Raw genomic sequence first — 14,523 nt, forward strand, 5'->3', positions numbered from 1 at the left:
TGCTCAGACCCGCTGGTAATCGCGGCGGAAATCGGCGGTGAAGCTGGCCAGCGTGCCGGCCGCGATATTGTCGCGCAGCCCCTGCATCAGTTCCTGGTAGAAATGGATATTATGCTGGGTCATCAGCATCGCCCCCAGCATTTCGCCCGCCTTCACCAGATGGTGCAGATAGGCGCGGCTCCAGGTCGCGCAGACCGGACAGCCGCAGCGCGGATCGATCGGCCCTATATCCTCGTTGAACTTGGCGTTGCGGATATTGAGCGGCCCGGCCCAGGTGAAGGCTTGGCCATTGCGACCCGATCGCGTCGGCAGCACGCAATCGAACATGTCGATGCCGCGTTCCACCGCGCCGACGATGTCGTCGGGCTTGCCCACCCCCATCAGGTAGCGTGGCTTGTCCTGCGGCAGCATGTCCGGCGCGAAATCGAGCGTGGCGAACATCGCCGCCTGCCCCTCGCCCACCGCCAATCCGCCCACGGCATAGCCATCGAAGCCGATCTCGGTCAGCTTTTCCGCTGAAATCCGGCGCAACCCTTCGTCGAGCGAACCCTGCTGGATGCCAAACAGCGCGGCCCGCTCGGCATGCTCGCCACCCGCGTCGAATCCGTCGCGCGATCGCTTGGCCCAGCGCATTGACCGCTCCATCGACCGCCCCGCCTCGTCATGGGTACAGCCATTTTTCGTACATTCGTCAAAGGCCATGACGATGTCGCTGTCCAGCAGCCGCTGAATCTCCATCGACCGCTCCGGCGTCAGCATATGCTTCGACCCGTCGATATGGCTGGAAAAGGCCACCCCCTCTTCGCTCATCTTGGTGAGCGCGGACAGGCTCATGACCTGATAACCGCCGCTGTCGGTCAGGATCGGCCGGTCCCAGCCCATGAAGCCGTGCAAACCGCCCAGGCGCGCCATGCGCTCGGCGCCGGGACGCAGCATCAGATGATAGGTATTGCCCAGGATAATGTCGGCACCAGCCGCGCGCACTTCGGCTGGACGCATCGCCTTGACGGTCGCGGCCGTGCCCACGGGCATGAAGGCGGGGGTGCGGATTTCGCCGCGGCGCATCTGGATCGCGCCGGTGCGGGCCTTGCCGTCGGTGGCGCTGATCGCGAAGGAGAAACGAGGCTTGGTCATCGCCGCGCTTTAAGAGCGAACAGCCGCGCACACAAGGATGCGGCGATTCAGCCCGATCAACCCGCCTTGCGGACCCCGTCGAACAGCGCCATCGCGTCGATATTGAATCCATCGACCCGCCGATAGGCACCGATGAAGCGCAGGCAGTCGGCCGACAGGCGCAACGGCCATGGCGTGCCGTCCGCATCATGCAGGGCCAGGGTGACACAAGGGGTGGCGGGACGCGCGTCGTTCATGCCAGTCGGGATAATTAATAAAGGTTAACAAAGCCCTGACCCCATAATCTTACTGCCGTGCAACAACGGCTTTTGTGGCATTCGCGCCACATGTGGGCCGGTTCCGGGCGGTTTGGGGCGACCTCCTTGCAACAGTCGGGGGCAAAAATGGTTAACAGCCTGTCAATGAATGACCTGTCGATTGCATGCTGCTGTCCAGCCTGATCTTTTCAATCAATATAGAAAAACGGGGTCGCATATGATTGATTCAGGACGGTTTAATCCCACCAGAGACGAGGCTGAACATGCCTCCGAGGACCATTTTTCAAATGCCGGCGACCATCCGCCGCTCGCCGCTACGGAAAGCGCGCTCGACGCGGCTTTTCGCCAATCGACGCTGTTCGATCTGGGCCAGATCGACGTGCGCTGGGACGCAGATCTGGCGACTCTCTGGGCGTTCATGACGCCGCTGGAACGACCCAACAGCAATCTGGGCCTGATTCGCGACACCATGGCCTGGCAGCGCGAAAGCCGCCGCGTGTTTGGCGGCACAGACGGGAACGGCCGGGACGGCCCGCTCAAATTCATGGTGCTCGGATCGCGCTTTCCCGGCGTGTTCAACCTGGGCGGCGACTTGGAGATGTTCGCCGAATGTATCCAGCGGCGCGACCGCGAAACATTGTTGAAATATGGCATCGCCTGCTGCGAGATCGTCGACCGCATCTGGCACTGCAATGACATGAACGTCATCAATATCGGCCTGGCCCAGGGTGATGCGCTGGGTGGCGGACTGGAAGCGCTGATGTGCTTCGACGTCATTATCGCCGAGCGGCAGGCGCGCTTTGGCCTGCCCGAAGTGCTGTTTGGGCTGTTCCCTGGCATGGGTGCCTATTCCATCCTCTCGCGCCGGGTCGGCCCGGTGCTGGCGCGCCAGATGCTGACAGAGGGTCACATCTACACCGCTGAGGAAATGTGCGAAATGGGCATCGTCACCCAGGTCGTCGACACCGGAGAGGGTGAGGACGCGACCGCCCAGTGGATCAAGGACCATAGCGCCCATCATGCCGGCTATGTCGGCATCAACCGGGCGGGCCGCCGGGTCAATCCGATGATGCTGGAAGAATTGATCGACATCGTCGAAACCTGGACCGACACCGCGCTGGCGCTGTCGGACCGGGATTTGCGGATGATGCGCCGGCTGGCCGCGGCGCAAACACGGTTGCGCTGATGATATGATGCAGGCCGCCGCGTTCAGGCGCGGCGGCGGCGGCGCACAGGATCGGGCCGCTCGCTGCCATCCAGCGGACCGGCGGCGATCAGTTCGGCGATCCGCTCGCGCGGCACCGGGCGGCTAAACAAATAGCCCTGGACGTTGGTGAAACCGGCTTCACGGGCATGCGCCAGCTGATCCGCCGTCTCGATCCCCTCCGCTACCGTATCCATGCTCAGGTCACGCGCCAGATTGCCGATCGCGCGCACGATCGCGCGGTCCTCGGCATTGGCGCTGACCCCCGCCATGAAACTTTGGTCGATCTTGAGCGTGTCGAACCGGTAGGACCGCAGATAGGACAGTGCGCTGTAACCCGTACCGAAATCATCGAGCGCCAGCCTCAGCCCGATCCGCTGCAACTCGCGCAGGATCGCATTGGTCTGCCCGCTATTGTCGAGGAAGATCGATTCGGTGACTTCCAGCTCCAGCCTGCGCGCCGGCAGCCCGGTTTCCAACAGCGCGGCGATGACATTGCCGGGCAGTTCGGAACATTTGAGCGATGCTGGCGAGATGTTGATCGCGATGCGGACATCGCCCGGCCAGGATACGGCCGCGGCGCACGCTTCGCGCAACACCCATCCGGTCATCGCCTCGATCATGCCCATCCCCTCTGCGATGGGAATGAATTCGGACGGCGGGATCGGCCCCAACACCGGATGATCCCAGCGCAGCAGCGCTTCGCAGGCGTCGATATGGCCCCCATCCAGATTGACGATAGGCTGGAAAAGCAGCTTCAATTCGCCGCCATCCAGCGCCCGGCGCAGGCCCGTCTCGATCTCATGGACGCGGTTGAACCGCTCCTTCAGCGACCAGTTGAAACTGGCCGCACGGTTGCGCCCTTCCCGCTTGGCTTCGTACAGCGCCAGGTCGGCATGCAGCATCAATTCGTCCATGTCGCGCCCGTCCTGCGGCGCGACGGCGTAACCGATGGAGGCGGTGACGGAGAGGTGATTGTCGCTCAGGTCGAAACCATGGGCGAAATAGGCGATGATTTCCTGCGACAGGGCGGCCGCCGTCACCCGGTCCATGTCGGGGCAGATGACGACGAATTCGTCGCCGCCGAACCGGGCGATGCGCCCGCGCCCCTGCACCACGTCGTTCAGTCGCTCCGCAACGCTGCGCAACAACTGGTCGCCGACCATATGGCCCAGCGAATCATTGATTTCCTTGAACCGGTCGATGTCCATCCACAGGATCGTGACGGCGTCGTTCCGCTTGTGGTTCGTCTCGAATATCTCGCGCAGGCGCATCTGCATCGCCATGCGGTTTTCCAGACCGGTCAGGCTGTCGAACCGCGCCAGCCGCTCGAACTTGTCGGCCAGCAACGACTTGTCGCGCTTGCCGACCAGCGCCTGCACGACGATGCGGTGGATGGTGGAGCTGATTTCGGCCAAGCCCAGAACCATCATCACCATCGCCACCGACAACACGCGATAGCCGGTCGATCCTTCCAGCCACAGCCCGGTCGCTGTCGGCAGCAGCGTCAGGCATACCTGCCCGATGGCGATCTGCACGCGGCCCGCATTGCGGCCGGAAATGCCGCCTGCATAGCCGGTCGCCATCGACACGCTCAACATATGGGTGACCGGATCGGCCGATCCGATCAGGGTGACGAAGGCCATTAATCCAAGCAGCCCGGCATAGCCCCAGGCGCCCAGTTCATAGGCCAGTTCCCAGTTGCGCGATGCGACCGCAGCGCCGCGCACCAACTGGCGATGAAAGAAAATAGCGGACACGACCCGCAACGTCGCCACCAGGCACAGCACCGACACGACGATCTGGATCGGCCCCGGCGCGGACAATGTGCTGATGACGATGCCGACGGCAACGCCGGTGACGGCGCCGATGGTCAGCGAAGCTGGGGACGCATAAAGTGATTCGACCAGGCTACGCCGCACCTCGGCATCCTGCCCCGGTTCCTGCGCTTTGCGCCGTTCCAGCAATGTTTTCAGCAGGCGCAAAATGGCGGGTCTCCGGTTCCCGCTCAGGTGATCGCATTTCTTCCTTTATTATTCGGTTAATGCAGCAACAATATCCAGCGTTCGCCCATCATTTCGGCCCCGAAAAGATTGTGCGCCTCGCGATCGGCTGGCATAAATCCCGCCGATTCATACAGGCGGCGGGCATGGGTCAGGACATCCTGAGTCCACAACATCACCCGCCGATAGCCCGCATCACGCGCGAAACCGATGCACTGATCAACCAGCGCCCGGCCGATGCCCATCCCCCGCGCGGCGCGCTCCACATGCAACAGCCGCAATTGCCCGACATCGTCGCCCGCATCGACCAGCAATACCGCACCCAGCATCGCGCCGTCGCGCTCGGCGATCCAGGCCTGTTCCCGGCCCGGCTTGAAATCGCGCAGGAAGGCGGTCGTGATCTCCCCCTGCATCACCTCCATCGTCCGCCCCCAGCCATATTCTGCTTCATATAGCCGCGCCTGGCGTGACGCGACCAGCGCCAGGTCGCCGATGCGGAAGGGACGGATCGACCAGTCGTCCGCCGTCCCCTCGCCCATCATCGGATCGCCCAGCAGCGCGCGGACCTGGCCCAATGCCGCGACCAGGTCGTCCTGCTGCGCCCGGTCCAGCCCGGCGATCCGCGCGGCGGTATCGGCGCGGGTGCGCGCATCGATCGCCGCAAAGGCCGCGCGCCCTTGCGCGGTCAGCGCGATCGGCCGCTGCCGCGCGTCGCTCCCCCGCCCACGCGCGATCCATCCGCGCTTCTCGAAGCCGGCGATGATGCGGCTGGCATGGCCGGCGTCCAGCCCCATCTGCTCGCGCAAACTGCTGGCCAGCACGCCCGCCTCGGCCTGCGCGATTTCATACAGCAGCCGCGCGGCCGTCACGCCCATGCCGCTGTCCATATAGCTGGGCTGCAACACGCCCGCGAACCGGGTGTGGAAACGGTTGAAGGCGCGCAGCGCCGCCACGGTTTCGGGTGCGGCGCGCGCGGGGGAGATATCGGCGGGGGGTCGATCATCGGTCATTGCGGGGCAGGCTAAGCCATGATAGTTGCTATCGTCAACTAATAATCGAAAGCCTCTAATGGTGTCCAACTCCCTGTCTCATCCGCTCGATCACCCCGTCTGGCACAGCCTGTCGACCGGCTGGTCCGCGCTGGCGCAGGGCGACGCTCGCGCGCGCCGGATCGACCCGCTTTATGGCCCTTTCGCCGCCGCAGCGGACGACAGCGCCGACAGCCGGGCGGCGCTTGCGGCGCTGGTGCCGGACGCTGGCGAACTCTGGCTGGTCGGCCCTGATGCGGTGACGCCGCCGCCGGGCGTCACCGTCCTGCGCACCGCAACGCTGGCGCAAATGGTCGCGCCGTCGATCACCCCCGCCTCCTCCGCCCCGCCCGCCTGGGTGACATTGGACGAAAGTGACGCCGCGAACATGCGCGCCCTCGCCCTGCTCACCCGGCCGGGACCGTTCGCGCCCCTGACCCATAGGCTGGGCCGCTTCATCGGTGTGCGCGACAAGGGCCAGTTGATCGCGATGGCGGGGGAGCGCATGGCGATGCCCGGCTTCACCGAAGTCAGCGGCGTCTGCACCCACCCCGACTGGCGCGGTCGCGGGCTGGCCGGCGCGCTGATGCGGATCGTCGCGCAAGCGATGCTGGACCGGGGCGACACCCCCTGCCTCCATGCCTATGCCGCGCACGACCGCACGATCGCGCTCTACCGGACGCTAGGGTTCAATGTCCGGGCGGAATTGCCAATGATGGTGGTGACGCTCTAGCGGCTATTGGCGGATCGGCTCGCAGGCGATGCCGTCAAGGTCGCCATCCATATGCACGCCATAGCCGGGCTGCCCGCGATAGAGCGGTGCCGCGCCCGCGGCCCGTACTTCATCGCAGCCGCGATAGGACCATGCTCCGGCAGACGCCCTCACCTGCTGCGCTGATATGTGCTGGACCGTCGGCGCGCGCTGGGCAATTGCCCCACCGGACGGCTGCTGCGCATCTAGGTCCGCCGCGCTCATCGGCCGCTCCCGCACGACAGGAACAGTCGTCACCATGGTCGCAATCGCCTTGTCTGCCGCCACCACAGGCGCATCGACCGGCCGCGTCAGATAACCGACCGCGCCGCCAGCCAGACACAGCGCCACCACGCCAGCTGCATATTTTACCATATTCATGCGCCTGCTCCGCAATTGCCGGGCTTGGTAATGCGCGCCCAATCTTACGGGGACGGCCTGGAATGGCTTTTTGAAGGTCATGCCGGACGGTTAGTCATAACCAGTAAACGGCCGGTTTCCGGGCAAAAAAAGAAAAGGGCCGGTGGATTGCTCCACCAGCCCCTTCTTTTGCGTCAGGAAAGCAGGAAACTTCATTCCCGCGATCGAACCGCAGACGGAGCCAAGCCCCGCCCGCTACGATCGCTTTAGAAGTCCATGCCGCCCATGCCGCCCATGCCACCGCCGGGCATGCCCATCGGCGACTTGTCGTCGGAGGGCAGCTCGGACACGGCGGCTTCCGTCGTGATGAGCAGGCCGGCCACCGAAGCAGCGTTCTGCAGCGCGGTGCGGACGACCTTGGTCGGGTCGATCACGCCGGCGGCAACCAGGTTTTCATACACGTCGGTCGACGCATTGAAGCCGAACGAGGTGTCGTCCTGGTCGAGCAGCTTGCCCGACACGACAGCGCCGTCATGGCCCGCATTGCTGGCGATCTGGCGAACCAGAGCGGTCAGCGACTTGCGAACGATGTCGATGCCGCGGGTCTGGTCGTCATTGACGCCGGCCAGGCCGTTCAGAGCCTTGGTTGCGTACAACAGAGCCGTACCGCCGCCGGGGACGATGCCTTCTTCGACAGCTGCGCGGGTTGCATGGAGAGCGTCGTCGACGCGATCCTTCCGCTCCTTGACTTCGACTTCCGTCGCGCCGCCAACCTTGATGACGGCAACGCCGCCAGCCAGCTTCGCCAGGCGTTCCTGCAGCTTTTCCTTATCATAGTCCGAGCTGGTGTGCTCGATCTGCTGACGGATCTGCTCGGTACGGCCCTTGATCGAGTCATGGTCGCCAGCGCCATCGACGATGACGGTATTGTCCTTGTCGATGGTGACGCGCTTGGCGGTGCCCAGCATGGACAGCGTGACGCTTTCCAGCTTGATGCCCAGGTCTTCGGAGATGACTTCGCCCTTGGTCAGGACGGCGATGTCTTCCAGCATCGCCTTGCGACGATCGCCAAAGCCAGGTGCCTTGACCGCAGCAACCTTCAGGCCGCCACGCAGCTTGTTGACGACCAGGGTCGCCAGCGCTTCGCCTTCAATGTCTTCCGCGATGATCAGCAGGGGACGGCCCGACTGAACGACGGCTTCCAGAATGGGAAGGATCGACTGAAGGTTCGACAGCTTCTTTTCGTGGATCAGGATGTACGGATCAGCCAGTTCGACCGACATCTTTTCCGGGTTGGTGATGAAGTAGGGCGACAGGTAACCGCGGTCGAACTGCATGCCTTCCACGACGTCCAGTTCGAAGTCGAGACCCTTGGCCTCTTCCACGGTGATGACGCCTTCCTTGCCGACCTTTTCCATGGCTTCGGCGATCTTCTCGCCGACTTCACGGTCACCGTTGGCGGAAATGATGCCAACCTGAGCGATTTCGGCGGTGCCGGAAACCGGCTTCGAACGCGCCTTGAGGTCTTCGACAACCTTGATCACGGCGAGGTCGATGCCACGCTTCAGGTCCATCGGGTTCATGCCGGCGGCAACCGACTTCATGCCTTCGCGCACGATGGCCTGGGCCAGCACGGTCGCGGTGGTGGTGCCGTCACCGGCGATGTCGTTGGTCTTCGAAGCAACTTCGCGGACCATCTGGGCGCCCATATTCTCGAACTTGTCTTTCAGTTCGATTTCCTTGGCGACGCTGACGCCGTCCTTGGTGATGCGGGGCGCACCAAAGCTCTTGTCGATGACGACGTTGCGGCCCTTCGGCCCCAGGGTCACCTTGACCGCGTCGGCCAGGATATCGACGCCGCGCAGAATGCGCTCACGGGCGTCACGCGAAAACTTTACGTCCTTCGCTGCCATGATCTTTTACCTTCTTTGATAGGAGAAACAGAGAAAACAGGAATGGAAATTTAGGCAACGACGCCCAAAATGTCCGATTCCTTCATGATCAGCAGGTCTTCACCGTCGACCTTGACTTCGGTGCCCGACCATTTGCCGAACAGCACGCGATCGCCGGCCTTGACGTCCAGCGGGGTCACCTTGCCATCTTCGGCCTTGCTGCCGGTGCCGACGGAGACGATCTCGCCTTCCTGCGGCTTTTCCTTGGCGGTGTCGGGGATGATGATGCCGCCGGCGGTCTTCGCTTCCGCTTCGATGCGGCGGACGAGAACACGGTCGTGCAATGGACGAAATGCCATGTTGATTGCCTTTCCCTAACTTTGGGGAGGGGGCAGCGCACAGGATCGGGGGACGATCTCCCCCGCAAATGCCCTGTCCGCTTGTCCGTCTCCCGATGAACTTCGCGTTGTTAGCACTCGTTGAACAAGAGTGCCAGCGGCATGCATATGGAAAACATGTTTCGTTGGTCAAGGGCGACGGCGGTAAAATTTCTGGCGTCCCAAACGGCCAACATCGTGTCGCCGCCGATAGGACATGGCCCACCAACCGTCATCCCCAACGCGATGGATTGCGCGGATAGTGCGCCGATTCCTTATGCATGTCGTTTTGGGAATATTTGATGACAGGTGCACCGCCCGCACGCGCCGCCCTCGTTCGCGCACCGGTGGTCAGGACCGATGCGAAATAATCATGGATAGTTGAGACGCGCTTGGTTGCGGGCGGCGGGGCCGCTTCCTACTTGCGGGCCATATCCCCTTATCGGAGCCTGCCCGCATGACCGAGACATATACCCCTCCTAAAGTCTGGACCTGGGACAAGGAAAATGGCGGCCCGTTTGCGTCCATCAATCGCCCGATCGCAGGCGCAACCCATGACAAGGCGCTGCCTGTGGGCGACCATGCGCTCCAGCTCTATTCGCTCGCCACGCCCAATGGGCAGAAGGTGACGATCCTGCTGGAGGAACTGCTGGCAGCGGGCGTCACCGACGCGGAATATGACGCCTGGCTGATCCGCATCGGTGATGGCGACCAGTTCGGCAGCGATTTCGTCGGCATCAACCCCAACAGCAAGATCCCCGCCCTGCTCGATCATAGCGTGTCGCCGCCGCAGCGCGTGTTCGAATCCGGCTCGATCCTGCTCTATCTGGCCGAAAAATTCGGCAAGTTCCTGCCCGCCGATCCCGCGGGAAGGACCGAGGCGCGCAACTGGCTGTTCTGGCAAATGGGCGCCGGACCGCTGCTGGGCGGCGGCTTCGGCCATTTCTTCGCCTATGCGCCGGAAAAGTTCGAATATCCGATCAACCGCTACACGATGGAAGTGAAGCGGCAGCTGGACGTTCTCGACCGCCAACTGGCCAATAACGACTATATTGCGGGTGCCGAATATAGCATCGCCGACATTGCGATCTGGCCCTGGTATGGCGGGCTGGTGCTCGGCCGCGCCTATGATGCGGCGGAATTTCTGGACGTGGCGAGCTACAAGAATGTGGTTCGCTGGGCGCAGCAGATCGACGCCCGCCCGGCGGTGAAACGCGGCCGCATGGTCAACAAGGTGAACGGGCCGCTGGAAGAGCAGTTGCACGAACGCCATGATGCCGGCGATTTCGACACGAAGACCCAGGACAAGCTGGAAGGGGCGGCTTAAGCGCGGCCGCCCTCCCCAACGCTATTCGCTTCGAGCGAAGTCGAGAAGCGGATTGCGCAAGGCGTCGCCAGTTTCGCTGAACGCGGCCTTGCCTCGTTTCTCGACTTCGCTCGAAACGAACCGATGTCTTGGATTAATAGCCCACCGTAAACCGCCCTCGGCTATGCTGCGGCGTTTCGATCTCATCCACCAGCGCAATGGCATAGTCGGCGTAGGATATGCTGCTCTTGCCCTCGCCATCGACCACCAGTGCGTCCCTGCCGAGCCGGAAGCTCCCCTTGCGATCACCCACGAAGAAATAGGCCGATGGTGACAGGAAGGTCCAGTCGATGTCCTCGACCCCGCGGAGATAGTCGAGAAACACCGTGCCCTTGCCCGCTTCGACCTTGGCGACTTCGGGAAAGTCGGGCGTGGTGATGAACGCCACGCCGGGCGCGACCTCCAGGCTTCCCGCACCGCCGACCACCAAGTAACGCGGCACGCCCGAATCGCGCACCACGCCGACAAGCGATTGGGGATCGGTATCGGCAAACATCACCGCGCTCACCACGACATCATGGCCGCGAATCGCCTCGACCAGCGCCGCGGGTTGCGCCACGTCGCCGGCCACCGCCGTGACGCCGTCAGCATCGATCGCATTGTCGGGATGACGCGATATCGCTGTCACCCGATGCCCGCGCCGCGCCAGTTCCGCGCTGATTTCCGTGCCCGCACGGCCCGTGCCGCCGATGATCGCTACCTTCATATGCCCGTCTCCATGGTGGTTACTGATGGAAACCAGATAGCGATTGCGATATCATCCCCGCAAGAAGGCACTTCGCCTTCACCAGGTTACGCCCAGGATACCGCCTTCATGACCATGCCCCAGCCGCTGCGCATCGGCGACGCTTATAATCCCGACTGCCCGACCCGTCATATTCTCGACCGGATCGGCGACAAATGGGCGGTATTGGTGCTGTTGACGTTGAAGGACGGCCCGGCGCGCTTCAACGATCTGCGGCGGCGGATCGGCGCCATCTCGCAAAAGATGCTCTCGCAAACATTGAAGAGCCTGGAGCGCGACGGCCTGGTCAGTCGCGCCGCCTTCCCCACCGTACCGGTGACGGTGGAATATCGGCTGACCCCGCTGGCGGGCGGCCTGATCCGCATATTGGACCAGGTCACCCAATGGGCCGAATCCCATGTCGGCGCCATCATGGCGGCGCGGCGCGCGCATGACGGCGCGCTGGCCGATGCGATGGCTGCCTAACCCGCCGCCTGCACGATCGCCGCCCATTCGGCCTCGCTAATCACTGTGATCTCCAGCGCGGCCGCCTGTTTCAGCTTCGATCCCGCCCCCGGCCCCGCCACCACCAGATCGGTCTTGGCGCTGACCGATCCGGCCGCTTTCGCGCCCAGCCGTTCGGCCTGCGCCTTGGCCTCGTCGCGGCTCATGGTTTCCAGCTTGCCGGTGAAGACGACGGTCTTGCCGGTCACCGCGCTGGCGGTGGTTTCCACGACATAGTCGGGCGGCGATACTTCGCGCAGCAGATCGTCCCACGCCTCCACATTATGCGGTTCGTGGAAAAAGTCGGCGATCGCATGGCCCACCGCCGCACCGACATTTTCGACGCCGATATGTTCGGCAATCGCCTTGTCGCGCTTGGCCTGTGTTTCCGCCGGGTCGGCCGCATCGCGCAGCGCAATGATCTCTTGCGCCAACGCACGCACGCCCGGCAGCGTGGTATAGCGTTTGAGCAGATCGCGCGCCGTCACCGCACCGACATGACGGATGCCCAAGCCAAACAGCAGCCGCGCCGCGTCCGGCTGGCGCTTCGCCTCGATCGCGGCGAGCAGATTGTCGACCGACTTCTCCTTCCACCCTTCCCGGCCGATCAGGTCCGGGCGATGCTTTTTCAGGCGGAAAATCTCAGCCGGTTCGGCGATCCAGCCCAGGTCGAGAAACTCCTGAATGGACTTCTCCCCCAGCCCTTCGATATCGAGCGCGCCGCGGCTGACAAAATGGCGCAGCCGTTCGAACCGCTGCGCCGGACAGATCAGCCCGCCGGTGCAGCGATAATCGACCTCTTCCTCTTCCCGCACCGCTTCGGAGCCGCAGACGGGGCAATGGGTCGGGAACGGGAAAGGCGCGCGCTCTTCGTCGCGGGTCAGATTCTCGACCACCTGCGGGATGACGTCGCCCGCGCGCTGCACGACGATGCGGTCGCCGGGACGGACGCCCAGCCGTGCGATCTCGTCGGCATTATGCAGCGTCACGTTGGACACGACCACGCCGCCCACGGTGACGGGGGTCAGGCGGCCGACCGGGGTCAGCTTGCCGGTGCGACCGACCTGAATGTCGATCGCCTCCAGCGTGGTTTGCGCCCGTTCGGCGGGGAATTTATGCGCGATGGCCCAGCGCGGCGCCTTCGCCACGAAGCCCAGCCGCTGCTGCCAGTCGAGCCGGTCGACCTTATAGACTACCCCGTCGATATCGAACGGCAGGTCCGCCCGTGCCGCTTCGATCGCGCGATAATGGGCGATCAGCGCGTCCAGCCTATCGACGCAGGCGAGCATGTCGGACACCGGCAGGCCCCATGACGCGATCGCCTGCATCACGCCCGATTGCGTGTCGGCGGGCACGGCGCTGTGCGCGCCCCAGCCATGGGCGAGGAAGCGCAGCGGACGGCTGGCGGTGACGGCGGCGTCCTTCTGGCGCAGCGAACCGGCGGCAGCGTTGCGCGGATTGGCGAATTGCCGCGCCTTGTCCGGGTCGTCGGCTTGCTTGAGCAGCCGCTGGTTGAGCGCCACGAAGTCGCCCTTGGCCATATAGACCTCGCCCCGCACCTCGAACAGGTCGGGGATGTTCGGACCGGCCAGCGTATGCGGAATGTCGGCGATGGTGCGGACGTTCGCGGTCACATCCTCCCCCGTCGCACCGTCGCCGCGCGTCGCGGCCAGCACCAGTTCGCCTTTCTCGTAGCGCAACGAGCAGGACAGGCCATCGATCTTCGGCTCGGCGGTCAGCGCCAGCGGCGCGTCGTCCGGCAGCGCCAGGAAACGGCGGACGCGGGCCAGGAATTCGCCGATATCCTCATCGGAAAAGCCATTGTCGAGGCTCATCATGCGGACGGCGTGCGGCACCTTTTTCAGCGCGGAAGTAGCGGCGGCCCCCACCTGCGCATTGGGCGAATCGGCTCGGATCAACTGCGGAAAAGCCGCCTCCAGCGCGTTATTCTCGGCGATCAGCGCGTCATAGGCCGCGTCGCTGATCTCCGGCGCATCCTGATCATGATAAAGCCGGTTATGCTTCGCTACTTCGCGCGCCAGGCGCATCAGGCGGTTGGCGGCTTCGGCTTCATTCACGAGTGGAAGCCCCAGTTAGATGGACAGGCAATGACAATAGAAGTCGATAGGGCCACGAACAAAGCGGCAGCCCTCCCACTGCTAGCATCCAATATTTTCACGTTGCATAACCAGATGTGAAAAACGGCCAGAATGATCGCAAGTGCCGTCCATGCAGACCAATATTTGTCCCCTATCGGATCTAGCCGATGCCGCATACCCAGAGCGCCCCACCATAGCGAACCATATAGCAACAAGGGCGGAATAACTGCGATCGATGCGAGCATTCCCAAACGGCCTGTCATCCCTATGATGACAGGCAAAAACCGCGTAGGCTGGTCCTTCATTGACCGCAGTTTCAGTTCCGAATGATCGCTCACAATACTATAATCCCGCCACCGGCACCGTCTCGAACCGCTGCCCGAAGCCCGCGATGATCGGCCGCGCCTTGGCGATGGCGGTTTGCACGGCGGGCAGCTTGAGCGAGGCGGCATGGCTTTGCTGGCCGTCCCAGACTTCGGTGATCCAGATCGCGTCCGGGTTCGCGCTGTCCAGCGCGATAATATAAGAAAGGCAACCGGGCATCGCGCCGGTCGCATCACTCAGATAGCCGACCAGTTCATCGCGCTTACCCGGCTGGCTCAGCATCTGGCCGATCAGGCCATAGCGCGGCGCGGCATCCTGCGCAGCGGCGGGGATAGCGCTGGCGGCGATCGCGGCGGCGGTGAGGCCGATCATGTCTCTACGGTTATGGGTCATATGTCACTTTCCCCTGCATATCGACTTACCGTTCCCCGGCGAAGGCCGGGGTCCAGTCCGGCGTTGGAACTGGACCCGGCCTTCGCCGGGGAACGGCCAATGCTGGG

14 protein-coding genes are annotated in these 14,523 nt (G+C 63.7%); 4 read left to right on the forward strand and 10 right to left on the reverse strand.

The genetic code is table 11. The annotated features are described in order from the left end of the window. Positions 1-3: 3 nt before the first annotated feature. Positions 4-1,134, reverse strand: coding sequence for a tRNA guanosine(34) transglycosylase Tgt (tgt, locus tag HHL08_RS07760; RefSeq protein ID WP_169572076.1), 1,131 nt, complete (start codon positions 1,132-1,134; stop codon positions 4-6). 56 nt (positions 1,135-1,190) lie between these two features. Then, positions 1,191-1,370 (reverse strand): hypothetical protein, encoded by a 180-nt coding sequence (locus HHL08_RS07765; protein ID WP_169572078.1) that lies wholly within the window; start codon positions 1,368-1,370, stop codon positions 1,191-1,193. 238 nt (positions 1,371-1,608) lie between these two features. On the opposite strand from HHL08_RS07765, the gene HHL08_RS07770 reads away from it, so the two are divergent. Then, positions 1,609-2,577 (forward strand): crotonase/enoyl-CoA hydratase family protein, encoded by a 969-nt coding sequence (locus tag HHL08_RS07770; RefSeq protein ID WP_169572080.1) that lies wholly within the window; start codon positions 1,609-1,611, stop codon positions 2,575-2,577. Between the two features lie 23 nt (positions 2,578-2,600). On the opposite strand, the gene HHL08_RS07775 is transcribed toward HHL08_RS07770, so the two are convergent. Then, positions 2,601-4,580, reverse strand: coding sequence for a putative bifunctional diguanylate cyclase/phosphodiesterase (locus HHL08_RS07775; protein WP_206377767.1), 1,980 nt, complete (start codon positions 4,578-4,580; stop codon positions 2,601-2,603). Positions 4,581-4,636: 56 nt separating this feature from the next. Beyond that, complete coding sequence (locus HHL08_RS07780) at positions 4,637-5,608, reverse strand: bifunctional helix-turn-helix transcriptional regulator/GNAT family N-acetyltransferase (RefSeq protein ID WP_169572082.1); 972 nt, start codon at positions 5,606-5,608, stop codon at positions 4,637-4,639. A 58-nt stretch (positions 5,609-5,666) separates the two neighbouring features. Between HHL08_RS07780 and HHL08_RS07785 the strand changes: the two genes are divergently transcribed. Continuing rightward, the gene (locus HHL08_RS07785; RefSeq protein ID WP_169572085.1) at positions 5,667-6,359 is read left to right on the forward strand and encodes a GNAT family N-acetyltransferase; all 693 of its coding nucleotides are present in this window, start codon (positions 5,667-5,669) and stop codon (positions 6,357-6,359) included. A gap of 3 nt (positions 6,360-6,362) precedes the next feature. Here the strand turns inward: HHL08_RS07785 and HHL08_RS25545 are convergent, their stop codons facing one another. From HHL08_RS25545 to groES, 3 genes are all read right to left on the reverse strand, one after another. After that, positions 6,363-6,758 carry an excalibur calcium-binding domain-containing protein gene (locus HHL08_RS25545; RefSeq protein ID WP_235954979.1) on the reverse strand — a complete coding sequence of 132 codons (396 nt, stop codon included), beginning with the start codon at positions 6,756-6,758 and terminating at the stop codon, positions 6,363-6,365. Between the two features lie 245 nt (positions 6,759-7,003). Then, positions 7,004-8,650 (reverse strand): chaperonin GroEL, encoded by a 1,647-nt coding sequence (gene groL / locus HHL08_RS07795; protein WP_169572087.1) that lies wholly within the window; start codon positions 8,648-8,650, stop codon positions 7,004-7,006. Between the two features lie 50 nt (positions 8,651-8,700). Then, a complete protein-coding gene (gene groES, locus HHL08_RS07800; RefSeq protein WP_007704439.1) occupies positions 8,701-8,988 on the reverse strand; it encodes a co-chaperone GroES in 288 nt (95 codons plus the stop codon). Between the two features lie 475 nt (positions 8,989-9,463). Between groES and yghU the strand changes: the two genes are divergently transcribed. Then, positions 9,464-10,333 (forward strand): glutathione-dependent disulfide-bond oxidoreductase, encoded by an 870-nt coding sequence (gene yghU / locus HHL08_RS07805; protein WP_169572088.1) that lies wholly within the window; start codon positions 9,464-9,466, stop codon positions 10,331-10,333. A 133-nt stretch (positions 10,334-10,466) separates the two neighbouring features. Here yghU and HHL08_RS07810 read toward each other — a convergent pair whose 3' ends face one another. Beyond that, positions 10,467-11,078 (reverse strand): NAD(P)-dependent oxidoreductase, encoded by a 612-nt coding sequence (locus tag HHL08_RS07810; RefSeq protein ID WP_169572090.1) that lies wholly within the window; start codon positions 11,076-11,078, stop codon positions 10,467-10,469. A gap of 108 nt (positions 11,079-11,186) precedes the next feature. On the opposite strand from HHL08_RS07810, the gene HHL08_RS07815 reads away from it, so the two are divergent. Continuing rightward, positions 11,187-11,582 (forward strand): winged helix-turn-helix transcriptional regulator, encoded by a 396-nt coding sequence (locus HHL08_RS07815; RefSeq protein WP_169572092.1) that lies wholly within the window; start codon positions 11,187-11,189, stop codon positions 11,580-11,582. Here the strand turns inward: HHL08_RS07815 and ligA are convergent. Beyond that, entirely contained in the window at positions 11,579-13,648 is a 2,070-nt protein-coding gene (gene ligA / locus HHL08_RS07820) for an NAD-dependent DNA ligase LigA (protein WP_235954984.1), read from the reverse strand. The two genes, HHL08_RS07815 and ligA, sit on opposite strands and share 4 nt — an antisense overlap. Before the next feature lie 393 nt (positions 13,649-14,041). Then, entirely contained in the window at positions 14,042-14,416 is a 375-nt protein-coding gene (locus HHL08_RS07825) for a putative quinol monooxygenase (RefSeq protein WP_169572096.1), read from the reverse strand. Positions 14,417-14,523 lie beyond the last annotated feature (107 nt).

It is taken from the genome of Sphingobium psychrophilum (assembly GCF_012927105.1).
Taxonomy (GTDB): domain Bacteria; phylum Pseudomonadota; class Alphaproteobacteria; order Sphingomonadales; family Sphingomonadaceae; genus Sphingobium; species Sphingobium psychrophilum.